Source organism: Streptomyces sp. Ncost-T10-10d (assembly GCF_900091955.1).
Taxonomy (GTDB): domain Bacteria; phylum Actinomycetota; class Actinomycetes; order Streptomycetales; family Streptomycetaceae; genus Streptomyces.
This window is the reverse complement of sequence record NZ_FMDF01000080.1, coordinates 1-23,715: the sequence shown is the minus strand read 5'-3', so window position 1 is coordinate 23,715 and position 23,715 is coordinate 1. Positions and strand designations below refer to the sequence as shown.

20 protein-coding genes and 3 pseudogenes are annotated in these 23,715 nt (G+C 68.0%); 14 read left to right on the top strand and 9 right to left on the bottom strand.

The genetic code is table 11. From position 1 onward, the window contains the following. The 6 genes and pseudogenes from GA0115254_RS44360 to GA0115254_RS45900 all read right to left on the bottom strand — a co-directional run. Positions 1 to 463: pseudogene (locus GA0115254_RS44360) on the bottom strand (site-specific integrase); the annotation flags it as partial. Between the two features lies 1 nt (position 464). Then, positions 465 to 1,184, bottom strand: coding sequence for a hypothetical protein (locus tag GA0115254_RS45210; protein ID WP_256102521.1), 720 nt, complete (start codon positions 1,182 to 1,184; stop codon positions 465 to 467). A 563-nt stretch (positions 1,185 to 1,747) separates the two neighbouring features. After that, positions 1,748 to 2,305, bottom strand: a complete 558-nt coding sequence (locus GA0115254_RS12215) for a DUF4232 domain-containing protein (protein ID WP_093895299.1) — start codon at positions 2,303 to 2,305, stop codon at positions 1,748 to 1,750. Between the two features lie 1,657 nt (positions 2,306 to 3,962). Next, the gene (locus GA0115254_RS12210; RefSeq protein ID WP_176740081.1) at positions 3,963 to 4,751 is read right to left on the bottom strand and encodes a YwqG family protein; all 789 of its coding nucleotides are present in this window, start codon (positions 4,749 to 4,751) and stop codon (positions 3,963 to 3,965) included. 193 nt (positions 4,752 to 4,944) lie between these two features. Further along, a complete protein-coding gene (locus GA0115254_RS12200) occupies positions 4,945 to 5,346 on the bottom strand; it encodes a hypothetical protein (protein ID WP_093895297.1) in 402 nt (133 codons plus the stop codon). A 282-nt stretch (positions 5,347 to 5,628) separates the two neighbouring features. Then, positions 5,629 to 6,044: pseudogene (locus tag GA0115254_RS45900) on the bottom strand (IS5/IS1182 family transposase); the annotation flags it as partial. Between the two features lie 527 nt (positions 6,045 to 6,571). Here GA0115254_RS45900 and GA0115254_RS12195 point away from each other — a divergent pair. From GA0115254_RS12195 to GA0115254_RS12140, 12 genes and pseudogenes are all read left to right on the top strand, one after another. Next, positions 6,572 to 7,855, top strand: coding sequence for an amidohydrolase family protein (locus GA0115254_RS12195; RefSeq protein ID WP_093895296.1), 1,284 nt, complete (start codon positions 6,572 to 6,574; stop codon positions 7,853 to 7,855). Between the two features lie 117 nt (positions 7,856 to 7,972). Further along, a complete protein-coding gene (locus GA0115254_RS12190) occupies positions 7,973 to 9,277 on the top strand; it encodes an amidohydrolase family protein (protein WP_093895295.1) in 1,305 nt (434 codons plus the stop codon). Positions 9,278 to 9,410: 133 nt separating this feature from the next. After that, positions 9,411 to 10,121 carry a GntR family transcriptional regulator gene (locus GA0115254_RS12185; protein WP_256102520.1) on the top strand — a complete coding sequence of 237 codons (711 nt, stop codon included), beginning with the start codon at positions 9,411 to 9,413 and terminating at the stop codon, positions 10,119 to 10,121. A gap of 286 nt (positions 10,122 to 10,407) precedes the next feature. Then, positions 10,408 to 10,815 carry an SH3 domain-containing protein gene (locus tag GA0115254_RS12180; RefSeq protein WP_093895293.1) on the top strand — a complete coding sequence of 136 codons (408 nt, stop codon included), beginning with the start codon at positions 10,408 to 10,410 and terminating at the stop codon, positions 10,813 to 10,815. A gap of 884 nt (positions 10,816 to 11,699) precedes the next feature. Beyond that, on the top strand, positions 11,700 to 12,107 hold the full coding sequence (locus GA0115254_RS12175; RefSeq protein WP_256102519.1) for an archease: 408 nt from the start codon (positions 11,700 to 11,702) through the stop codon (positions 12,105 to 12,107). Positions 12,108 to 12,132: 25 nt separating this feature from the next. Beyond that, entirely contained in the window at positions 12,133 to 13,116 is a 984-nt protein-coding gene (locus GA0115254_RS12170) for a CapA family protein (RefSeq protein WP_093895291.1), read from the top strand. Positions 13,117 to 13,121: 5 nt separating this feature from the next. Beyond that, positions 13,122 to 14,549, top strand: a complete 1,428-nt coding sequence (locus GA0115254_RS12165; protein ID WP_370740858.1) for an RtcB family protein — start codon at positions 13,122 to 13,124, stop codon at positions 14,547 to 14,549. A 355-nt stretch (positions 14,550 to 14,904) separates the two neighbouring features. Continuing rightward, positions 14,905 to 15,561, top strand: a pseudogene (locus tag GA0115254_RS12160) (dienelactone hydrolase family protein); the annotation flags it as partial. Positions 15,562 to 15,794: 233 nt separating this feature from the next. Next, a complete protein-coding gene (locus GA0115254_RS12155) occupies positions 15,795 to 16,217 on the top strand; it encodes an RlpA-like double-psi beta-barrel domain-containing protein (protein WP_030926101.1) in 423 nt (140 codons plus the stop codon). An 11-nt stretch (positions 16,218 to 16,228) separates the two neighbouring features. Next, the gene (locus tag GA0115254_RS12150; RefSeq protein ID WP_093895290.1) at positions 16,229 to 16,843 is read left to right on the top strand and encodes a cell wall protein; all 615 of its coding nucleotides are present in this window, start codon (positions 16,229 to 16,231) and stop codon (positions 16,841 to 16,843) included. A 31-nt stretch (positions 16,844 to 16,874) separates the two neighbouring features. Continuing rightward, positions 16,875 to 17,774, top strand: a complete 900-nt coding sequence (locus GA0115254_RS12145; RefSeq protein ID WP_093895289.1) for a MauE/DoxX family redox-associated membrane protein — start codon at positions 16,875 to 16,877, stop codon at positions 17,772 to 17,774. A 388-nt stretch (positions 17,775 to 18,162) separates the two neighbouring features. After that, positions 18,163 to 18,675: a hypothetical protein gene (locus GA0115254_RS12140; protein WP_256102518.1), complete on the top strand. Its 513-nt coding sequence runs from the start codon at positions 18,163 to 18,165 to the stop codon at positions 18,673 to 18,675. 167 nt (positions 18,676 to 18,842) lie between these two features. Here GA0115254_RS12140 and GA0115254_RS12135 read toward each other — a convergent pair whose 3' ends face one another. Then, positions 18,843 to 20,123 carry an ATP-binding protein gene (locus tag GA0115254_RS12135; protein ID WP_093895300.1) on the bottom strand — a complete coding sequence of 427 codons (1,281 nt, stop codon included), beginning with the start codon at positions 20,121 to 20,123 and terminating at the stop codon, positions 18,843 to 18,845. 409 nt (positions 20,124 to 20,532) lie between these two features. Between GA0115254_RS12135 and GA0115254_RS12130 the strand changes: the two genes are divergently transcribed. Continuing rightward, a complete protein-coding gene (locus GA0115254_RS12130) occupies positions 20,533 to 20,733 on the top strand; it encodes a CsbD family protein (RefSeq protein ID WP_093895288.1) in 201 nt (66 codons plus the stop codon). A 486-nt stretch (positions 20,734 to 21,219) separates the two neighbouring features. Then, positions 21,220 to 21,453: a hypothetical protein gene (locus tag GA0115254_RS12125; RefSeq protein ID WP_093895287.1), complete on the top strand. Its 234-nt coding sequence runs from the start codon at positions 21,220 to 21,222 to the stop codon at positions 21,451 to 21,453. A gap of 208 nt (positions 21,454 to 21,661) precedes the next feature. Here GA0115254_RS12125 and GA0115254_RS12120 read toward each other — a convergent pair whose 3' ends face one another. After that, positions 21,662 to 22,138, bottom strand: a complete 477-nt coding sequence (locus GA0115254_RS12120; protein WP_093895286.1) for a hypothetical protein — start codon at positions 22,136 to 22,138, stop codon at positions 21,662 to 21,664. A gap of 804 nt (positions 22,139 to 22,942) precedes the next feature. Beyond that, positions 22,943 to 23,239, bottom strand: a complete 297-nt coding sequence (locus GA0115254_RS12115) for a hypothetical protein (RefSeq protein ID WP_093895285.1) — start codon at positions 23,237 to 23,239, stop codon at positions 22,943 to 22,945. Positions 23,240 to 23,715: the final 476 nt, after the last annotated feature.

Below are 23,715 nucleotides of genomic sequence, written 5' to 3'. Positions count from 1 at the left end.
GAGCCGGGTCCTCCAGTGACCACTGCAGCAGGTCCAGGTAGCAGGAGCGGACGGCCAGCAGCACGTTGTGGCTGTTGCGGCGAGGGCGGCCGTCGGGCAGGAGACGGACCCGTTGTTTCCACTCCTGGGCAACGCCGTCAGGCAGGTGGAGGGAGGAGATCCCGGGATGGTGTCGTTCCAGGTCGGCCCAGAACAACCCGGCGAGCATGTGGGCCTGGTTGACCGAGGAGCCGTAGTCGAGGACCGTCGCCCGCTCGGCGACATAGTGCACCAGAACGTCGTGAATCTCGCGGTGGGCGATCTGGTCACGATCGACCAGCTCAGCGGGAGTGAGCTGGCCCGGTGCGCGAGCTTGTCGCAGGGTTGGCGGTGCGTCCTTCAGGCCCCCGACTGCGTGCAGAATCTCGTAGGCGAACGGGAGGGACGCGACCGTGCGTCCAACGCCTTGCGTACCGTCCGCCACGTCACGCCGTGCCTGCGCTCAAGCTCCCGTATCGACATGCCGTCGCGATGGTCACGCCGGATACAGCTCGACCTTCGACATCTGCGGCATGACCAGCACCTTTCACCAAGAGCATCCCGATGCTGCCCTGGCAAGAGCCCCCGTGCCTCCCAAACTCATCAACATCACCCAACCGTGGTTCTGGGCGCCTCCCAAACCCATCGATAAGTGACGTCACCACTGCTCGATAAAGCCACACGCGGTGAGTTCGATCGACAACGCCAGGGTCCCCCCGGAGGAGGATGTGGCCGACCGGCCGGACCGGGCGTCCTGCGTCTTCACGCAGCACGGTCAGGTGAACGGCAATGGAGGCAGGCGTCGAAGCGGCCCAAAGCGCACCCGCGAACAGTAGTCCGTCCATGGCGAGTTGCCGCCAGTCGCGGAACCCGACGTGCAGCATTCGGGCCATCGTGGGCAGACCGGCTGCGGGCAGCAACCCCAGTGCTGTGCCGGCCGCCACCCACCACCATCGTCTCCCGTGGCCTGCGAGCCGCCCGAACCAATGACCCAGGGCCACAGTCGGCAGGATGTATGCGGCGGTCAGCAGCACACTCACGCCCCACAGCACCGGCAGCCCGACCGCCAGCGTGACGGGGAACAACACAACTGCCGCCGGGAGACTGCCGAACCGCCCGGTCCACGCCAGCGCCAACGCGGCAATGACCACACACAGCACAGCCATCGATACCGATGACGGCGCAGACCCCGACCCGTTGGCCGCACGCCTGCCCAACAGTTGTGCCATCTCAACCCCCGACCCACCCCTGTCGCGCAGAACTTCCACTCGCCCCGGGACACTTCGCCGCCACTCCACGCACACTACTGAACACGTTCAATAATTGATCAAACGCGTAAGCCGTCCACCGACACGACTTGTGCATCAGCACAGTGCTCGTCACATCTCCTTGGCGTTCCGAAGGCTTCGCAGCCCGTGTACGTGTAGACCCAGCACACCTCAGAAAGCCATCGCTGCACCCGCAACGTACGGCCGGGGCATCCCGCCCGGGCTCACCATGGCGGTTGAAAGCCCAGTGAGCAGCCAGCCGGCTCAAGCTGGTGGATACGAGTGCGGTACACAGCGTGTGACCCGCCCGTCCTCGGACGGGCGGGTCAGCTCCGAAGCCGGTTCCCTGCTCCGGCGGGAAGGCCACGCTGAAAGCCTGCGGGATCGGTGTGGCGAGGCGTGGAGTAGCGCTGGGCACCTCCCGGGCCGAGCGTGGTGACCCATACGACACCCTCCGACCGTCAGGAACCGGCGGCGCGGAAGGCAGTAGCACGGACAGTGCTGCCGCAGAGCGCGAAGTCGCCACCGTCATCCGGCGCCAACTGCTGCCTCCCACCCGCGACGCCCACCACGATCGAAGGCGCGACGGAAGGCGCGGCGCCGGAGGCGCAATACCCGCCCGCCTCACCAAGAACCGGCGTAAAGGAGAGTTGTGCAGAGGCCCGGCCGCCGACCGCCAGTTGCACTGGCCCCAGCTTGCCCTGCCGGACGACATTGAGGGGTTTGTTCCTGTCCGGCGAGCCCTGACCTGCTAGAGCCACGGTGGGAAAGCCACTCAACACGCACGGATTCGGACCCTGGTTGATGACGCTGATCCGAACCTGGCTGGGCTCCATCCGCTGCGCGCTGTTGGCGACGAGTTGGGTATTCGTGCATGCGGCAACCGAAACCCGTCCAAGGGCGGCCCCATCTGCCGATGCCCCGGAACCGGTACCTGCCAGCAGGCTTCCAGCCAGGGCACTCGCCGTGAGCAACACGGACGAGGCCTTGGTCACTCTGCTTCCCGATGTGTATTTCATGGGCTGTCCTCCCGCGGTTCACAAGACGCCTCAAAGCCCCGGCCGCCAAGTGCTCTCCGGCTGGTTCGACAACCGGGCTCAACGGAGCGCTGGACCGGAGTCGTCACGAGGCTGAATGACACCGCCGCACTCGATGCCGGCTTCCGCCCCCTCCCAGCGTCGCACCAACCCCCGCCATCGGCCCGCGTAGGGCTCTGACCTGGTCGTGACCTCGGACGGTGCACAGCCGGCCACGCGAGAAAAGAGAGTCGTAACCGTGCGCCACCCCCGGAGCACAGGACCGGTCTGGGAGTCCTGCTCGCTGACGGGCCAGGCGCACCGACTCGATGTAGATTCCGATGTGGCACCAGTGGGCGGAGCGGCCCCCCAATCATGCGATCCGTCTCAGTCCACCACAGAGCTACGGGCCACGAGGCCGGCACTGCCTTCGCCCTGGGTATGTGATCGCCCAAACGCGCAGCGCCAACGCCCGACGACCTGTGGGTTGCAATGGTCCGGCAGATGCGAGGCCTCACTCACGACACTACGAGCAGGGCCGACAGCGCAGTTCCCGGGACGGTCCCGGCCCCTGCAAGCGAGGAGCCGTACTACGCACCCGTGGGAACCGGGGGTGCAGCCGCACCAGCAGGCACTGTGTGCCGCGCCGGCCGAGCCGAAAGAACTGCCCGGTTTCATCACGGTCGCCGGACAGCACCGAACCTTCCTTTCACCTCGGGACTTCGAACACTCGCACACCGGAGTGTACGCAGGAGCGTCTCTCGATCCGATGCACCCAAGCCGTCCGCGTACTCGCTCAAGCGCAGAGGCACGTGCAAGGTCATGTACAGAGAGTGCACTGGAGTATTGATACCGGAAGTCAGGCCGCTGCCCGCTGCGGCCGGCTCGGGAGCCACGTGAGGTGGGCCGAAACACCTGCCGACACCGTCCTGATGGGTGTCCGCCTCTGCAACCCGTCGGCCGAGCACTGCCTGTCCCTCGACCCGGTCCGCGGCGGAGGCCTCAACGCCTACAAGGGCACCTACGGAGGTCCCGTCAACCGGCGTCCGCTACCGGACCCGCCACAGGCTGCGCACGGAGACGCGAGGGATATCCGCGGCCCGCACCGAGGCCAGCACGGCGTGAGACGCCCTTCGGAACCCCGTTCCAGAACCCGTTCTGTCGCCTGCCGACGTCGATGTCAGTCGCATCCGCTTCAATGCCTTCCATGAGTGAACAGGAAGAACTCCTGGCAGCCGTCCACCATCTGGTCTGGCCTCAGACAGGTGATCTCCAGTGCGGTGAAGCCGGCCATCCGGCAGGACACATGTGTCTGGCACCGTCGGACGAGACGGATCTCCGCGAGCTCCAAAGGATGCTCAGCGGCAGATACGGGGAGCCGCGCAACGATCGCCGTCGCGGAAGCACGCCTCGGTATTGCGCTGCCCGACGAGCTCGAGGTGCTCTACCGAGCTGCGCGGGCACGGTGGGGGACCGGGGCGGGGAGCGCGATTGCAGGGTGGTCGGCTGCGAGTTCTTCTCACCGATGACCCATACGTTGCCGATGCGCGGTCTCGTCCGTGCCCTTGACGGTTCGGGGCGATGGAGGGAGCCGAGCTCTCGTACCGAGTGCTCGGTTCAAGCGTGTCCGATGGGTCGTGGCGTGTGTGATGAGTCCGAGTCAGTGCAGGTCTGCCTGAAAAGCGTGCCGGTGGTCGACGGGGCAGGTGAAGATTCGCAGGTCGCCCCATCTGCCGACGACAACCCCGGTCCTGTCGTCGCTGGCCACGGTGAACAGCAGCATCATGCCCGTGCCGCACTCACCGCATCGATACACGGTGGGGTGCGACAGGTGCCAGGTTGGCCAGCCACCCAGTTTCCAGCCCGCGAGACGGGTAATGACATCGCCGCCGTCGCCGGTCTCACGGACCAGTTCCTCCAGCCGCGGCCGGAGCTCTGGGGGCAGTTCGTCTCGGAAGGGGAAGTCGGTCAGGTACTCAGCGGTGACGGAGCACGCCTGGGGCAGGTATCCGTCCTCGTCGCACCGCAAGGGCAACGGCCGGGTCGTCAACCGACTTTTCACATCGGCGGCCTGACGCCAACGCACCTCCAGCACGGGGCAGCCGTCGGCCTGCTGGGCCGGAGGATCCCAGTGTTCATTGGGGCACCAAAGGATCTGCAAAAGGTCGGGACCTGCGGGCCACCACGGTCCAGGCATGTCACGCCGGTAGATCTGGGCGACCGGCACCATGGGTGTGGCAGGTGAGCCTGCAGGGCTACCTTCGTCGGGCAAGGAGCACTCGGGCCACGCCTCGTCGCTCGGCCAAAGCAGCGTGCCGCCGATCGAGCTGCTGCCGGCCTCTGGCTTCCCGCGCTCGGGGTGCAGCACGACTGCGTCGCGCGCGTACGGAGCGAGTTCGGGAAACGCGGCAAGTATCGCTTCAGGCGAGGGTCTGGGGATGCGCGTCATCGTGCCTTCTGGTCAGTTGGTCTCAGATCGCCCGCAGCGTACAGTCCGGCTCGTCGAGTCCGCCCAAACCCGCTGGCGCGCGGTCACCGGAACCCACCTCGTCGCGCTCGTCCGCTCCGGCGCCAGGTTCGAGAACGGCGTCCCCATCGAACGCATGGAGAGCACTGCAGTGTGATCGGATTCGTGGCTGGGCTCACCGATCGCTCAGGAAGGTGACGAAGCGACCGAAGGCCTTGTCCCCAGCGCGATTGCCGGCGAGCTCCGCGCACAGCGTAGGAAAATCAGCCCAGGCCTCGCCCACGACGGTCCACCTGGCAAGGCTGCTACGCCCGTCGCAGATGCGCACTTCGTCGGCCCACCGGTCGAGCCCATCGCCCATCGAGTAGACGAAGAAATGTGCGTCCTCCACAGCTGGGGCCAGCAGGTCGATGAGCCGGTGGAGGTTGCGAATATCGATGTAGCAGACGTCCGACAGCATCTCCCAGCAGAGGTAGTCCGCCTCCGGCGGGCCCAGATCGAACTCCCATCCTCTCCCGTGGACCCCCTGGTTGAGCAGATGGACGGGCCAGACCTGCCCAGGCACCTCGGCGGTCACTACCGAGAGTGTCTCCTCGACCAGGGACCGCCACCCGGGGCGCACTCGAGCGAATGTCCGATGCCGGTCAGGCCACGGCGACACCTGCGGAAACCGCAACCGGAACCGCCCGCACCAGCGATCATCTCGCCCCGTGACGAACGCGTCCGGCGGTTCAACCGGGTAAGGCCCTCTCATACGTTGAGCATAACGGGGGCTTGAGAAGGGGCCTCTTCGAGCACCCCGAGATACCGCCGCCAGCATGCATTACCCGAAAACCACAACGCTTGAACAATTGCTCAAGCCGGTGGGCCGGCCGCCGTTGCTTCCCCGGCGTCGGCGGTTGGCCTGCTGAGGCATCGGCTCGGGGGTCGCGTGCTTGGTCTCCCGGCGCCGCAGACAACGACGATTGCGACGGAAGAAGTACGCCCTGTCGTCAAGATGGTGAGGCCGAGTGCGGGGACGGCCGCCGCCGGGGCGGGCACACGAATGCGGTCCAGGACCGAGAGCATCCGAGGCACGTCGCCCCGCTGTCCCGGCGTGATGAGCAACGGCAGCGGGCGGCACCTCCCCTCTCCAACGAGGTGGATCTCGGTTCCCGGGCCGCCACGTTCGCGGTCCAGGGCTTCATCGGTGCGGTGTCGGGAAGGTCGGGCCCGCTTGCCAGGAATCCGATCCGGACGGCTGCGGGCACCGGCAGCGCGCTGTTGGTCTCTGCATGCAGCGCACCCGCAGGTCAGCAAGGCGCGAATGCCGGGATGTCGAGGTTTTGCAGGTCGTACAACTCGTCTTGGCGTCGAGCCACTGACATTCCTCAGGCCCGGAAGGACGGAGGGGTTCCCCGTGCGGAGCGCCTCACGGGCGCCGTCCGGATCGGACCGCGATCGCCGCCCCGCACACCGATTTCGGCTACCGGACGCATGGCGGTTCCGCGAAGGCGTCAAATGTTTGGTCAGGCATGAAGACCTTGATCACCAACAAGTGCAACATCGCCGGCCGGGCACCTCGGCAGCAGCCCCGATGAGGGCCTCCCGGAGCGGCTCGCCCCGGTCCGCGACCTCGCCCCGGCCTGCGACATCTACAAGGGCTCACTGCCAATTTTCGTATACCAAGAGATGTGACAGTCGCAAACAATTCGCATCATTCATGCCATATCGCACGTGAGAACGCGAGAGATCTTGCCTCCCCTCTCAGCTTGGTATACAAACCGAGTCCGGGTTGTACATCGAATACCGAGGAGCCCGTCATGTGTGTCGAATCCGCCCCGCCGCCGCCCAGCCGGGTCACTCGCCGCGGTGTGCTGGCCGGGGCCGCCGCCCTCGCGGGCACGGCAGCAGCCCTGTCGGCAGCGCCGTCCATGGCGGCGGCCCATGGAAGAACTCCGGGGAGAACGGCTGCAGGCTCAGGTGACCTGGTCGTGGAGGGCGGCACTCTGCTCGACCCGGCAACCGGTCACGTCACCGAGGACGCCGTCGTCGTCATCAGCTCCGGAGTAGTGCGAGCAGCCGGGGCACGGGCGAAGGTCGAGATTCCGGACGACGCACGGAGCCTGGACGCGCACGGCCGCTGGGTGCTGCCCGGTCTCGTGGACGCGCACATCCACCTGAACACCGCTGCCGAGGCCCATGAAGCGGTCCGCAACGGCGCCACCAGCGCGCGCAGCGGTTTCACGAACTTCTATCAGGACATCGCTGTACGGGAGTTGGCCCGCCAGGCCCCTGACCTGGCGCCGCGACTGCGAGCCGCGGGCGTCTTCGTCACCCCTGACCTGGGCGACACCGTCCTGGCCGATCCGGACCTCACTCCGCTGGCGCGCCTGAAGGACGGCGTCCGTTCGGCCGAGGCGCTGCGCCGGGTCGTCGAGGTGAACCTCGCCCGCGGCGCCGACGTGATCAAGACGCGGGTCAACGAACGTGCAGGCATGCCGGAGCAGGACCCGCTGGCGCAGGTCTACTCGTACGAGCAGCTCTCCGAGGTCGTGTCGGCGGCGCGGCGCGGCGGCAAGGGCGTGCTGTGCCACAGCTACAGCGAGCGCGGCTGCGATGATGCGGTCCGAGCGGGCATCCGATCCCTGGAGCACGGAGTGTTCGTGAGTGAGCGCACGCTGCATGACATGCGGCGCCGAGGCACCTGCTTCACACCGACGTTGAGCGCGATCGCCGGACTCGCCGAATCGTCGAACCCCGTGCTCGCCGAACGCGGACGTATGTATGTGCCGGTCCTGAAGGAAGCGGTGAGAGCGGCACATCTGATGGGGGTTCCGCTGGTGGCGGGCACGGACTCGTCCGGTGGCCAGATCAAGCCCATCGGCCGCGAAGTGGAGTTGATGCATGCGGCGGGTCTTTCGGCGCTCGATGCAATCCGTACGGCCACGACCCAGGCCGCTCTGCTCCTCGGCCTGCAGCAGACGGTGGGCCGTCTCGCCCGCGGCTTCGCGGGAGACCTGATCGTGGTGGACGGCGACCCGCTCGCCGATGTGTCCGTGCTGAAGACGCCACTGCACGTGGTCCGCGCGGGCTTGACGCTCTAGCCGTGTCTCTTCCTTGTTTCCGCGAGTGAAGACCCTGTCCCTGCTGTAACGAGCCGTCATCGACGGCCCGTTACAGCACCTGTCCCTGTTGTCTCTTCCCGAGCCGAAGGAGTCCTCATGACGCCCCCTCCCTCTCCGCTGTCCCGGCGCGGTGTCCTCGCCGGCGCCGCCTCCTTGGCGGGCACCGGCATCGCCATGTCCGCGGGAGCGCCGCAGACGCGGGCCGACTCCCGAAACCAGCCGCGCAATGCGGTGGTCTTCCGTGGTGTACGACCGCTGGGCGCGCCGAACCCGGTGGATCTCACGGTCGTCGACGGCCGTATCACACACGACCGGGCCCCCAGGGGCGCCAAGGTAGTCGAGGGCGGCGGTCGCATCGCCCTGCCGGCCCTTGTCGACGCGCACATCCACCCCGACAAGACGACGTGGGGTGGCTCCTGGGTCTCACGCAAACCGGCGAGCACCATCGCCGACTTCGTCGCCCAGGACGCAGAACTGTTCCGCAGTCAGACTCGGCCGGTGGCCGAGCGGGCGTACGGGCTCATGGCGCACGCCGTGACCCGCGGGACGAGAGCCATGCGCGCCCACGCCGACATCGCTCCGGCCTACGGCCTGACCAGTGTGGAGGGGGTCGCGCAGGCACGCGAACGGCTCAAGCACGCACTCGATGTGCAGATCGTGGCCTTTCCGCAGCACGGCGTCGTTCGCGCTCCCGGCACCGCGGCACTGCTCAAGGAGGCGGCCCGCAACGGAATCGTGGACGTGATCGGCGGCATCGACCCGATCAGCTTCGACCAGGCCATGGACGAGCAGCTTGACCTGGTCTTCGGCCTCGCAGATCGTTACGGCGTCGGCGTGGACATCCATCTGCACGACCGGGGCGAGACGGGCCTGACGGTGCTGCGCGGCATCATCGCCCGCACCCGGGCGCTGTCCCTGCAGGGCAAGGTGACCGTCAGCCACGTCTTCTGTCTGCCCGGCCTCTCCGACACCGAACTGGCCAAGACGGCCGAAGACCTGGGCAACCTGGACATCTCCCTGACCACCGTGGCGCCCAGCGAGTCACTCGTCCTGCCGATCGCGAAGCTGCGCGAGCACGGCGTGCGGGTCGGACTCGGCTCGGACGGGGTACGCGACTCCTGGAGCCCCTTCGGCGACGCGGACATGCTCCACCGGGCACACCTGCTCGGCTGGATCACAGACGTGCGCCTCGACAAGGAACTGGCAGCTTGTTACGAAGCCGTCGCGCACGGTGGCGCTGACGTCATGCGGTTGCCCCGGGCCGACCTCTCTTCGGGCTCCCCGGCCGACTTCGTCCTGATGCGCGCCGAATGCCTGCCACAGGTCGTGGTCGACATGCCTGCTCGCGACATGGTGGTGCACGGGGGCCGGGTGGTGGCCCGCGACGGCGAACTGGTCTGACAGCGCCCTCCCACCCCGGCGCCCGTCACCTCGCCGCACGCATAAGGTGACGGGATGCCCGGTGCCCCGCGAGACTTCAATGGCTCACGGAGCACCGGGACAGGCCAGTAAGGGCACAGGAAGGACAGCACACGTGACGGCAAGCACCGACTGGAAGGGAGACGGAGGACAGCCGTCGGCCCCGACGCCACGCACGCCATTGAGCGAGCTCGCGCGCCAGGCGATCAGAGAACGCATCATCGACGGCAGCTACGCCCAGGGAGCCCGCGTGGTGGAACGCGAGATCGCCCAGGACCTCCAGATGTCACGCGTGCCGGTGCGCGAGGCACTGCGGGCGCTGGTGGAAGAGGGCCTGCTGGACCTGCTGCCGCACAGCGGCGTGCGGGTACGGCGGCTGGAACGCTCCGATGTGGTGCACCTGTACGACGTGTGGGAACCACTGGCCATCCAGGCATCACGCCTCGCAGCCCATCGCGTGGCCCTCGCCGCCCCCGAGGAGTCCTCCGCCCTCGAGGGCCTGCAGGCCGCACTGGAGCAAGCGGAGGCCGCAGCCGCCGCAGGAGAACGAACACGGGAGAACAACGCCGGCACTGCCTTCCACGACCGGATCGTGGCCCTGGCGGACAACCCGTTGCTGACCCAACTCATGCAGCGACTGAACGGACAACTGCGCCTGCTGTTCGGCCTGAACACTGAACCCACCCCCATGCGCGCGCAGCACAGAGAAATGTACGAACGCATCGCCGCGGGAGACGCCGATGCCGCGGGTGCGATCACGCTCCTGCACGTCCGCAGAAGCCGGGAACTCGCGCTGCAGGCAGTGACCGCCGCAGCCGTGCCCTGAACGGTCTGTATGTGCGGCCGTGGGACCCCGAGTGCTCGGAGCGTGCCCGGAGGCCAATGGCGGTTCTCCGGTCGCTCCTTGCTTACCCACAACAGCGGATGTCGCCCGCCGCCCAGACCTGTACGGCTCAGAGCCCGGCCGTGATCCCGAAGCAGGGGCCCACTCGCCTGATTGCCATCGTCTTTTCGGGCGATCAAGGCGCTGCCACAGCACAGGGTGCAGGGCGTATGACCCGAGGAATGATCGGATGAGATCCAAGGTCAGGAAATGAGCGAGAGGAAAGGTCATGTCGAAAGTCTTGGAGAGGCACGCTCGTCGCATCGCTGTGGGCTCGGGCGCTGCCGCAGTCATCGTGCTCGGTGCTCCGCTGCTGGCCGCTGCGGCTCCCGCTCAGGCTTCTGTTCCCGCGGAGCCCTACGCCACGGTGATCAGTCAGAACGGGGTGAACGAGCGTCAGTACCCCAGCACCGACTCGTCGGTGCTGGGCATCCTTCAGTACGCCGATCAAGTGGGCCTGCGATGCAAGGTGCGTGCGCAGAATGTCGCCGACAACAACGTCTGGTACCTGCTGCGTGACGAGCAGACATGGATCTCGGCCCGGTACGTTGTCCAGACCGGCACCCTCCCTTACTGCAAGGATCTCCTGCAGGACCGGCTCGCTCACAGCCCGCAGACGGCCGACGCCATGGGCTGAGCGCCCCCGTCCCTCAGAGCGTTCGACCATGGCGGACACGGTCTGGGTCGACAGCTGCGCCGCGGGACGGCTGTGGGTCGACACTGTTGGCGAATCCGAAATGAAGAGAGACCTCTGGTCCAGTCACATCGTCAGGTGACTGGACCAGAGGTCGTTTCGCGTCGGGGAGTTCGGTGTCGCTTCGAAGTGGCATCGTGGGAGAGGTTCCGCCGGACACGGCGTTGGCGGCGAAGGCTGCGTCACCCAGGGGCAGCCTGGCGATCCGTGTGCGTGATCAGCCCGACAGCTGATCGACTGTCACGGTTCGACGGCCCGGCACAGACCGGCCCGCACAGCGTCGCCTTCAGCAACGACCGGCCCGTGGCACCGCCCATGCGCAGGCGGCCCGGGTACGGATCCCCACCGGCGCCTGCGGGCGCGACGCGCCTGTCCGTGCCGGTCTCTCAGATCCGGCGACGGGCTGTTCCCAGGACAGCGCTCACCCACCGCTCCGCACACCGCAGGTCGAAGGCCCGCGGGTACTCACGGATTCTGCAGATGGAACGATTCGGCGCGTACCGGAAGACGATTCGGCTTCGGCCCGCCCGCGCGCCCCTCGGCGTCGCATGCGTGCACTCTTCACAAGGACCGCGAGACAACTACCGTACGCCACCTGTTAATGACCCAAGGTGAATGAGGCGGGGATGTGCGTGCACCGCCGACGGGTGGTCGCGCCTCGTGCAGGTTGCCCTGGAGCGGTGTACGGGACGACTCTGGAGGGGGCATGGCCTGCGGCTCGGAAACCCCGGCATCGGGCTGCGCATCCGAAAGGCGACGGAGAGGCGCCGACCGTGGACGGTCGGGAACCTGCGAGGAAGCAGCCCGACGCAAGTGGACACCGGGCTGTGCCACACACCGCGGACATGCGGGTGGAGGCATGGGCACCCACGGCCGAGGGGTGCATCGGAGAGGCGGTGCGCGCGGTGCTGGAGGGCTTCGCCGACACGTCCGGGGCCGCAGTCGTCGGTGAACGCGAATGCGTGGTCACGGCGGAGTCCGACGCGGATCTGCTGGTGTCCGTCCTGGAGGAGGTCGTCTACCGGATGGATGCCGACGGTGAGATCCCGCTCGATGTGAAGGTGGGGCCGATCCGGTCGGCGGGCGGCAGCCGGGAACTGTCGGTCTACTTCCGGATGGCAGACGTCCGCACCGCCGTGCCGGTCGGTGCGGTACCCAAGGCCGTTTCGCTGCACGACCTGCAGCTGCGCGGCGGCCCCGGCGGCTGGACCTGCCGGGTGACCCTCGACGTCTGAGTGCAGGAGGGAAAGGGACGGAATCATGGCGCTCACGGTGGCACTGGCAGGCGACACCATGCTCGGACGCAGCGTCGCCGAGGAGCTGCGCCGCTCGCCGGTGCCGGGGACGCTGGTCTCCACGGGGGTCAGAAAGGCACTCGCGGAGGCGGACCTGTTCGTGCTCAACCTGGAGTGCTGTGTCTCCGACCGTGGGCAGCGATGGCCCGACCCGCGAAAGGCATTCTTCTTCCGCGCTCCCTCCGCTGCCGCGAAGGTGCTCGCCGAACTGGGGGTGAGCTGTGTGACGCTCGCCAACAACCACGCCCTGGACTACGGGTTCGACGCCATGGCCGACACCCGAACCCTGCTGGCCGGGGCGGGCGTCCACGCGGTCGGCGCCGGAGCGAACGTACGCGCGGCACGGGAGTTCGCGGTGCTGGAGGCGGGCGGTGTGCGGCTTGCGGTGGTGGGCGTCACGGATCACCCGCGGGAATACGCGGCCGGCGAGGACAGTCCCGGTGCGGCCTGGGCCGATCTCCACGCGGGGGTGCCCGGCTGGCTGACGGAGTCGGTGGGCCGGGCCGCTGCGGCGGCGGATGTCGTGCTGGTCACTCCGCACTGGGGCCCCAACATGACCTCCCGGCCGCCGCGCCACATCTCGGCCGCGGCCCCGGAGCTGCTGGCGGCGGGAGCGACGCTGGTCGCCGGGCACTCCGCCCATGTCTTCCACGGGATCGCCGACCGGATCCTCTACGACCTGGGCGACTTCGTCGACGACTACGCCGTCGATCCGGTCCTGCGCAACGACCTGGGGCTCCTCTTCCTGGTGACCTTGGACGGCCCGGATGCCGCGCACCTGGTTCCCGTCCGGGTGGCGGCGATACCGCTGGCCCTGGACTACTGCCACACCCGTCTGGCGCGCGGCGAGGACCGGGAGTGGATCCGCGAGCGGCTCATCACCGCCTGCGCCGAGTTCGACACCACCGTCTCCGACCGGACCGGACGGCTGACGGTCGACTGGAGGTGAGGGACGTGGACATCTCACTCGTGGAGAAGAGCCCGTACCGCTTCCGTATCGAGCAGCGGGAGCCGATGCGCGTACCCGGGGTGGTATTCGCCTCGCGGGCGCTGCTGCCGCAGGCGGCCGGGGACAAAGCGATGGAGCAGGTGGCGAATGTGGCGACGCTGCCCGGCATCGTCCGTGCCTCCTTCGCCATGCCCGACGTCCACTGGGGCTACGGCTTCCCGATCGGCGGGGTGGCCGCCACCGACATTTCCCATGGCGGGGTCATATCGCCCGGCGGCGTGGGGTTCGACATCTCCTGCGGCGTACGGCTGCTGGCCGCCGACATCGACCGCGAGTCGCTCGGCCACGACCGGATGCGGCGGCTGATGGACATCCTCGACAGCACCATCCCGCGCGGCATGGGGCGTGGTGGCCTGTGGAAGCTGTCGGGGGCCGGGGAGATGGACGAGCTCCTGGTCGGCGGCGCTCGGTACGCGGTCGAGCACGGGCACGGTGTGCCGCGCGACCTCGCCCGCTGCGAAGACTACGGCGTACTGGACGGCGCGGCCCCGGGGCAGGTGAGCAAACGCGCCGTCGAGCGCGGCCTCCACCAGGTGGGAAGCCTCGGCTCGGGCAACCACTTCCTCGAGGTCCAGGTGGTCGATCAAATCTACGACACAGCCACCGCAGCGGCCTTCGGGCTGCGGGTGGGCCAGGTGTGCGTCATGATCCACTGCGGCTCGCGCGGCCTGGGGCACCAGGTGTGCACCGACCACGTCCGCGTGATGGACCAGGAACTGCACCGGCACCGCATCCAGGTCCCGGACCGGCAGCTGGCCTGCACCCCGGTCGACTCGCCCCGGGGCCGCGCCTACCTGGGGGCGATGGCGGCGGCCGCCAACTACGGCCGTGCCAACCGCCAGCTGCTCTCCGAAGCCGCCCGTCACGCCTTCACGACGGCCGCGGGAGTCGGTCTGGAGCTGGTCTACGACATCTCGCACAACACCGCCAAGCTCGAGACCCACACAGTGGACGGTGTGGCACGTCCACTGTGCGTCCACCGCAAGGGCGCGACGCGGGCGCTGCCGCCCGGCGACCCGAGCCTGCCGGAGGACCTCGTCCGGGCGGGCCAGCCGGTACTGGTACCCGGGACGATGGGCACTGCCTCGTACGTGATGGTCGGCCTGCCCGGTAACGACGCCTTCCACTCCGCCTGCCACGGTGCCGGCCGGGTCTGGAGCCGCCACCACGCGCTGCGCGTGGTCCGTGGGGAGCAGCTTCGCGGCGAGCTGGAGGCCCGGGGCATCGCCGTGCGCCCCTCCTCGTGGCGTGGTCTCGCCGAGGAGGCGCCGGAGGCGTACAAGGACGTCGACGCGGTCGCCGCCGTCACCGAGGGCGCCGGACTCGCCCGGCCGGTCGCCCGTCTGGTGCCGCTGGGCGTCGTCAAGGGCTGAGCCGGTACGGAACGCGAGAGAGGGACGCAGCTTCCCGAAGAGCCTGGTCGGTGAGGTGCGCTCGGCCGTTGTCCGCAAGAGCGGCTCCTCCGCACTCCCGCGCGGTTCGGCAGCAGCACACGGACTCACCGGACCTTCGAGCATGCTCCGACCAGGCAGGTTCCCGCGCCTCGGCGGAACGCGAGTAGCGTGGAGGGTAGGTGCGGGGTCGGCGAGAAGTCCGGTCGAAAGCCGAGCGCAAGGATGACGCATTACCTTCCCGCAATTTTCGGGCATCGCCGGCAAAAGGGCCCACCTTCTTGAGGTCAGCGAGCAACAGCACGTAGACGCAGCAACCGTGGGAGGAGCGGCGATGGTGGCCGCGGATCCGGAAGTCATCGTGCACGCCGGACCAGTCCGGCTCCACGGGCAGTTGTCTGTCCCCGAAGGAGCCGCGGGCATCGTCGTGTTCGCCCACGGCAGCGGCAGCAGCCGGCACAGCCCGCGCAACCGGTTCGTCTCGACCTCGCTGAACAAGGCCGGCCTGGCCACGCTGCTGTTCGACCTACTCACGGCGGAGGAAGAACTGGACCGCGCCCACGTCTTCGACACCGCTTTGCTGGCCCGGCGCTTGACCGACGCCACGCGCTGGCTGCTCGACCGGTCCGACACCTATCGCCTCGCGGTCGGCTACTTCGGCGCCAGTACCGGCGCAGCCGCCGCGTTGTGGGCGGCTGCGGAGCCGGACTCCCCTGCCGTGGCGGTCGTCTCGCGCGGCGGCAGGCCCGATCTGGCCGGGCCCCGCCTGCCGACGGTGACCGCGCCCACGCTGCTCATCGTCGGAGGCGATGACGAGATGGTGCTGGACCTCAACCGCCAGGCCCAGGCATTGCTGCGCTGCGAGAGCCGACTGGCCGTGGTCCCCGGCGCCACTCACCTCTTCGAGGAGCCCGGTGCTCTCGGAACGGTGGCGGACCTGGCGAGAGAGTGGTTCGCCGACCACCTGGGTCGTCGTGCAGAACCAGGAGATTGAGTACCGGCGCGCTGCGCGGACAGGTTCGCTCCCATCGATCGACGCGGGGCGAGGCCCTCGGCCATACGGAACGAGGCCGTCTATGCAAGCCGCTTGTCTACGCGCATCATTGGGTTGCTCAGTTCGCACAATCATCCCCGGCCGCACCACGGACGTCCGCGCTTCAGATGTGCCTGTCGACGGCCGGTCCAGTACTTGTCATGCACTTGTCATTTCCTAGGAGGGGCAACACGATGGCTTGCGGATCAACCAGCCTGTGGGCCGGTGAAACCAGCTGGTTCTGCTGCGGCAACGCCTGGGGTCCATGCTCCAGTGCCGGCGGCGGCGCCTGCGGCAACTGCCAGTCCAGCGCACACCACGGCGCGTGGCCCAACGCCTCACAGGCATGCTGGAACATCACCCGGCCCGACCTCTGCGGCGAGAACATCCCCAGACGCGGCTGCGGCGCGGTGATGAACGTCAAGCACCAGTGCTCGGGCGCTACGGTCTGCATCACGATCACCGACTGCGGCCCGCGCACCAAGGACTGGTGCGGCGAGGCGACTTGCTGCAACGGCACCTGTCGCACCAACCGGGTCCTCGACCTGACCCCGGCCGCCTTCTCGGCGATCGGCAACCTGAGCTCGGGCAAGCTCCCGGTCTACATCTACGAGTGAGGAGGACCGAGATGACCGTACGACACGACCGGGCCGACGGGATGCGCCGCAGGCGCTTCCTCACCAATGCCGCCCTCGGCGGTGCGACCATCATCGGCGCGACCGCGCTCGGCGGCCTCGACGCCGAGGCCGCTTTCGCCGCGGAACCCTCGCTCGACCCCGCGATAGCCAGGTCCACCTTCGTGGAGGGCCGCATCACGGGCATCACCGGCAGCATCCTGGAAGTGGCCGGATCCAATGGCGGCCACTCCCGGGTCCAGATGACCAACGTCACCAGCGTGTGGAAAGTGCGCGCCACCACGGCCGAAGTGATCGAGGTCGGCGACGGGCTCTACGCACGGGGCGTCAAGATGCCCGATGGCACCGTGGCCGCCGACGCGGTGTGGGTGAACATCGTGAATCTGGACACGCAGATCCGCGGCATCGCGAAGAACCGGCTGCACCTCGCCCATGGGCAGCACGAACTGGTCGGTCACGTCGCCCCGGACGCCAGCGCCTCCTACGCGGGCCGCGCGCTGACGTCCGACCTGTCCCGGCTGCGCATCGGGCAGAGCGCCCAGGTGCTCGGTGCCTGGCGGCCGTCAGACAACTCCGTGGACGTCGTCCGCATCTCCGTCGGGCACTGATGCAGGCCCAAGGACACAGAGAGAGGAAGAGATGCTGTCACTGACAACGAGCCTCGCCCCGCTGGTCCTCGCGAGCCTGCTCGGGTGGACCGGAGCGGTCAAGATGTTCAGCCGGGGCACCGCACAGCAGGCGCCGAAGACGGCGCTGGCCCGCATGCTGCGCAGCAGTGAGCGGGCCACGACGGTGCTGCGCGCGACCGGCGCAGGTGAACTCCTCATCGCTGCAGGTCTGCTGGTGGTCCCGGCGAACCCGGTGCCGGGGGCCGCCGCCGCGGTCCTCGGGGCGGGCTTCCTCGCCTACCTCGGCTACGGCCGGGCCATGGCACCGGAATCATCCTGCGGCTGCTCGGCACGTGAGAACACCCCCATCACCTGGCGGGCGTTCGCGCGGGCGGCGGTCGTGCTCGTCGGCGGGGTCACGGTGGCGGTGGCACAGGACACCTGGTGGCCGGCGGTGTCCGAGCGGCCTGCCGGTGCCCTGGTCTTCCTGGCCGGGGCGGCGGCGGTTCTGGTCGCCCTCTCGGCCGACCTCGACCGGTGGTGGCTGCTGCCACTGCGCCGGACGAGGCTGCGTGTCTTCGGGCACCCGCTCCTCGGCACCGCCACCGACCAGGTGCCGGTCGCGGCGAGCGTCGAACTCCTGGAGAACTCCCTTGCCTGGCAGGCCGCCGCACCGGTGGTCCGGTCTGCCTTGCTGGACCACTGGGAGGACGACGGCTGGCGCATTCTCCAGTACTCGGGTGTGTACGGGGACCGGGAGAACGCGCGCCCGGTCGCGGTGGTGTTCGCACTCGACGCCACGGCCGGCCGCGACAGCGGTGGCGACCCGATCGTCCGTGTCAGTTATGTCGACGCGGACAGCGGGGAGGCGGTGGCCGTGGACGAACTGAACTCGGTGCCGTCACGGAGGATCCTGCCGATGGCGGGCTGACGCCACGGACGGATACCTCGGCCCGCCGCGGGCCTGAGGAGCACAGCAGGGCCGGTCCCACGACAGCCGCGGGTCCGGCCCTGCTGGGAAGGCGAGCCGAGACCTACTACCGATGCGCCGCCGACCGGACCCCCGGTTGCCGTGAAACACCTCGGACTTCTGCTGCACGAGACGGGTCGCGCTGAGGAAGCCGAAGCCGTCCGGCGACGCACCGCCGCCACCGGACACCAGTGCCGCCACGAAGTGCGCCCGGATGCTGATGGCCTCCGAACCATGCAGGAGAGACCGTGGAAGACCTCAACTCTCAAGAAGCCCGGCAATCATCATCCATTGGCGCGGGCCATGGCACTCCCGGTCAGCCGGGGTCCTCGGCATTGCGCTCGCCGCCGTGTCAACGGCCGCACTCGCGCAGGGTTCCTGGCAATGGTTCTCCACGTACATCGGAGTGACGCTTCTCGCGTTGATTTTTTCCTTTTACCGACTGCCGACGTGGATCCCGGGCCTCGGATCCACGTACATGCGGAATCTGGCCGCGTATTCGCTGGTTGTCGGCCTGTGCGTAGCGATCACACTGGCCCCCGCCCTGCAACGCTGGACATGGCTGTTTCCGATGCCCGGCACTCGTAGCGGGTGCCCTGAGATCGGCAGGTACGAAGGCCTCCGCACGGAGGCCGCGCCGGCGAGCCTGGTTGGTCGCGACAGTGCCGCCCTGGCTCACGCGCAGGAGATCCAGATCCATGATGCTGTTGCCGACTGCCTGTCAGCCACTACGACCCTGTGGCTGCCGGTGTACGGAGCCGGGGCGGCCGTACTGGTGGGTCTGGGCGCGTGGTCCCTCGACCGGGCTCGGGTGAGAAAAAGGTCGGCCGCGGCCACCAGAAATCCCGCTCGTAAGGACTGAGCAGGAGTGCGAACGCGACAGCACGGCAAGGTGTAGTTGTCAGGGCCACCGCCAGCCTCTGAATGATTGTGACAAGTGGTGTTTCTCGAATCCCCATTGCCTTCGTCGAAGCGGAGCCTTCGTGATCGCGCAAACTGCGCAGCGCAGTGGGCCGGGAACACCCCGCGTCACATGCGCGCGTGGTGCTCGATGTCTTCCCTGAACTCGGTGAGAGCCTGGTCGGTGAGCGTGGGGCGGGTATCGGCGATGGCAGCAAGGTAGTCCTCGGTGCTGGCCGGCGCGCCTTGGCGGTCGGTGACTTCGCGTTCGAATGCGGCGTGGGAGCCTTTGCGAGCGGCGAACTCGATGTCGGCGGGTGTGAACATCTCACTGGCCGACACCAGTCGGTGCAGCTCGATGTCGTTGGCGGCGGGGCCTAGGTAGCGCTGCCAGATCGCCGCCCGTGCTTTCGGATCGGGAGGACCGACCGGAATGACGTAGTCGAACCGGCCGGGGCGCAGGAACGCCGGATCGAGGGAGCGGACGGAGTTGGTGGCGCAGATCAGCAGGCGGTTGTCGTGGTCGCGGAAGCCAGGGATCAGCTTGAGCAGTTCATTGGTGACTCCATGGCCGGGATCGACGGCCTGACCGGACCGGACACCGGCGATCTCCTCGACCTCGTCGATGAACAGCAGAACGGACTCCAACTCCGCCAGTTCGGCGAATGTGTCCCGCAGTGAGGCGGCCAGACCGCCGGTGGCACCCTCCGTGAGCCGGGAGGGAAAGAGTTCCACGAACGGCCAGGCCAGCCGGGAGGCGACCGCCTTGGCAAAGCTGGTCTTTCCGGTGCCCGGCGGACCGAAGAGGATGACGGCTTTCGGCGGCGTCACTCCGTATCGGTCGGCCAACACGGGCTCGGCCAGCGGCAGCACTATCCGCCGCTCGATGGCTTCTCTCTCGCGTTCCATGCCCGCGAGGGCACCCCAGAGCCCCTGCGGTAGCACCCTTCCGCCGAGCTCCGCGAGCAGACCTGCATCACTCGCCCCGAGATGCTCGACCTTCTCGTAGAAGGTCAACCCTTCGCGAGTACGGTAGCCGGAGTTTTCCAGCGCCGTGGCTCCGGTGGCCCCTGGAGCGAGCAACGCACCGATCCGGCGCACCCCCTGTACACGCAGACGCCTCTCGATCTCCGCGATCAGGGCGCTCCCGAGTCCACGGTTACGCCACATCCTTGCGAGCGCCACCAGCGTGATCCAGGCCCGCTCGCCCTGGGCCTGCGCCACTGCCATGCCCACCAGGTCCTCGCCGACCACCGCAACTACTACGGTCCCGCCGGTCCGGGCTGAGGTCATGGCCTCGGAGACGGGGAACACGGGCGGCATATCGTCGTCCTGCCGGTCCTGATCCCATATCTGGATTGCACGGTCCAGATCGTCGTCACGGAAGTCCCGCAATCGCCACGTAGGCATCATCGCCACCTTGTCGGCGGGTCGCCACCACCACGCCGACACCCTAGCCGCGGGCTGCCCAAAGGCTGCCCTGCTCCTGCTCCTCCCTCATTCTCCGCGCCCATCAGATGCCCGTCGACCTGGCGGGCGGGCCACCACCCTGGGTAGAGATTCCGGCGTTTGATAATCGGCAGCAGCCCCGGCAGGTCCCAGCAGTTCAATGCCGCTGGCACGGTCTTCGATCTTCAGCGGCAACGCTCAAGCTTCTATCGCACAGGACACCTGTGGCTCACCCCGCCAACGGGGTGCGGCAAGGTCGAGGCCGGTGTGCCAGGTGCATCCTCCCTCTCACTGCGTCTCACACAAGGCGACCTGACTTGAGGTGTCCTAGCTTGGGAAGGGAGAGAATTCGTCCACGCGAGGAGTCGTGATGGCTCACGGAAGCAGCAAGGACAAACTCACAGGCAAGGCGAAGGAAGCCATGGGCAAGATGACTGGCAACCGACGCAAGGAAGCCGAAGGGAAGGCAGAGCAGGTCAAGGGCCGGGCGAAGGAAGCCGCAGACGACGCCCAGAAGCGCATTCCCGGAAAGTCCGGCCCGAAGGATCCGCTGATCACCGACGACGAGTAGTCACAGGCCCCGGGCCCCCGTCGAGCGGCGGGGGCCCGGTCCCATGACGGATATTCCACAATCGAACTTGCGTCCTATCTATTGCCTGATCCGCCCCGTCTCCGACACAGGGGTGATACGGCTCGTCGATTCCCTGGACCGGGGTCCGGCAGCAGGTCGCGACCGTCGCACAGCGGCAGGCGGCACGTCCGGATGCATCAGGTGTTCTTCGGCTTGCATGCGCCCGCCTCTTCACCGCTGTCTTCAACTTCGTCAGACGCGGCCAGCGCCCACGATGCTTTCGCCGATGAGACGGCGCAGTTCACACTGCGTCATGCGAAGGTCCGTGAAGACCCAGATGCCGGCAGGCGGCCCGGCCAGCCAGTTAGGGAGACAGGCCAGGGGCGACCGGGCCACCGCCGGCGTCTCCATCCTCATGCCAGACCCGCACCTCCGCATCCGGGCCGGCCAGATGCGCCAGCCGTCACTCCAGGCCACCCTGGAGTCATGGCAACACCACCGATCACCATCCACGCACCCACCCCGTCCGGCGCCCGGCCCGTGACCGTGCACGTCAACAGGCGCGACGAAAGACTCGGACTCGCACACAGCGATCACGACCTCATCACGTTCCTCGCCGACGCCGGCTTGGCAGACCCGGAGCGGATCCTCGACAACCCCGCTGTGGTCCAGTGGAAAGGCGCCGCAGCTCATCTTTATCCAGAGCAGGCGCTTCGCTGAATCAGTTGATGGAAGAGTGCAGGGTGCACGGTGGACCGGACAAGCGCATCAGCGTGACATGCAGCATCTTTCGCGCCCTGGCGAATGGGGACCGAGACCGCAGAGGCACCGGAGAAGGAGGCATCAGACCTGCGGAGCAAACAGGCCTGATGCAGTGGAGGGTCACTACAGGTCCCTACAGGGTCCCTGAACGACGCCGCCCGAGGAGTCAGTCCCCGGTGTTGGTGGCCCAGACCGGGCGCCTGTCCGCGTTGTAGACCACTACGTTGCCGTCGTCCTGGACGGCGAGGTACGCACCCTTGCGCCAGGTACCGGAGGCCCAGAGCGGGTGGCCGCCACGGTCGTACAGGACGAAGTTCCCGTCCTCCTGCATGACCGCATGGTCGCCGTTGGGGTAGGCGCCGGGTGCCTGCCACACCGGCCGGTTGTCCTTGTAGAGGACGAAGTTCCCGTCCTGCTGCACCCGCAGGATGGCCCGGCCGTTGCCCGAGGTCCAGGCGTGGTTCTTGTGCAGCGTCGCCCTCGGGTGGATCAGCGTGTCGGAAGTGGGACGCGCACCGGAGACCTGGGCGTGGCGGACCGCAGCCGGCGCGGACGTGGAGGCCTGAGCGGTGCCCGCCAGCGTTCCGCCGACCGCGAGCAGCGCGGTCGCGACGGCGAGCGACGGGAAGGTACGGAGTTTCATCAATTTCCCTTCGAGGGATCGGAGGCGCCCTGTTTTCAGGTCGCGCCATGAAACTCCCACAGATCCTTCGGAGAAAACCTGTTCCGAGAGATCCGGAAATAGTGCGGATTACTGACCTCCATATCAGCATGGATGGATATTGTTTCACAGAAAACCATCTCCCAACCTCGGGGTGAATTCTGCCAGGAATTAGATGCGACTACCGTTCGAATCTTTACCGCGTTCTCGCCCTGCAGCACCGACAGGAACTCGTCGCACACAGGGCAATCGGCGGCACCCTGGGGCTGTTCGCTTTCTGCTCATTTCCCCGCCAGTTCCGTTTCGTCTACCTGACCGCGCCGGCCCGACCAAAGCAGCGGTGCGCGGCACCGGTTTGCATCACCGGCCGTCGGTGCTGAGCCGGTGGATGATCCCGGTGATCGCCTGACGGTCGGCGACCGTCGGCCGCCGACCAGGAGAAGGGTGACTGGAGATCATTGGGCGGACCATGCATCAGACCAGCAGACTGCGACCATGAACGACTGGCTCGACGACACCCCCGGCGCCCCCACGGGGTCCCGGGCGACGGACTGAATTGCCACACCCATCACCACGGTGCTCCTACGGCCGCGACCTCTACGGGGACGCGGACTTCGCCGATCGCTACCGCTGCCCGGCCAGCTCCACCCGTGCGCGGCCGCACACCGCCTCATCGGCGAACCTTCGCCGCCCTTGATCTTCGACCCCGGCGGCCCGTTCGCCACCGAGCACGAATGACGGGCGTCCCCTCAGCCGTTCAGGGAACACCCGCCTTGTGCAAGTGTGTCAGTGGTCGTCCCAGTGCCCGTCATGGCCGGCGTGCCGGTGACCGTCGTGCACGTAGTCCACGTGATCTCCATGCGGCACCGCAACGTGCCCGCACCCGTCGCCATGCTGGTGCGCGTGGTCGCCGTGAACGGTGTGCCCGCTCGGCTCGCACTCGTCCACATGCCCGTCGTGAACGCGGTGGAAATGACCGTCGTGCGCGTAGTCCACGTGGTCCTCATGCGGGACAGCGACGTGGCCGCAGCCCTCACTGTGCTGATGCGTGTGGTCGGGATGGCGGGCATGTGCAGCGGTCATAACGTTCTCCGGTCGTACGTCGGAAGCCGCCTGCGCGCATTTCGATTGCGCCACTGGCTTGATCTTCCCCTCCAACGAGCACCGGTACAGCCTTGTCACCCTGGCGCGTCCGATTGGGTGCGAAACGCATCCAATGCGAGGGTGCCCCTCCCGGACCAGGACCCCTCTGCGCGTCCAGCCCGCGCCGCCCCGGCACGCCTCAGCCCGCGGGGAAGCCTGGTGACCGCACGAGTAACGTGCCGCCACCCCGGGGGCGGGGGTGGCGGCACGCAGCAGATCCGAAAGGGCCCGCGGTCAGTGGCGGGCGGGGGTCAGGTCAACGGCGACGCCCGTGGTCGTTGTTGCGGTGGTCGTTGTTGCGGTGGTCGTGGTCACGGCCCCAGGACTTGGTGTCGACGGTGCGACCCCGGTCGTCGCGGAGGGTGGCCTTGTCGCAATAATTGCTCCAGATGTAGTCGCCGCGGCGGTTCTGGTAG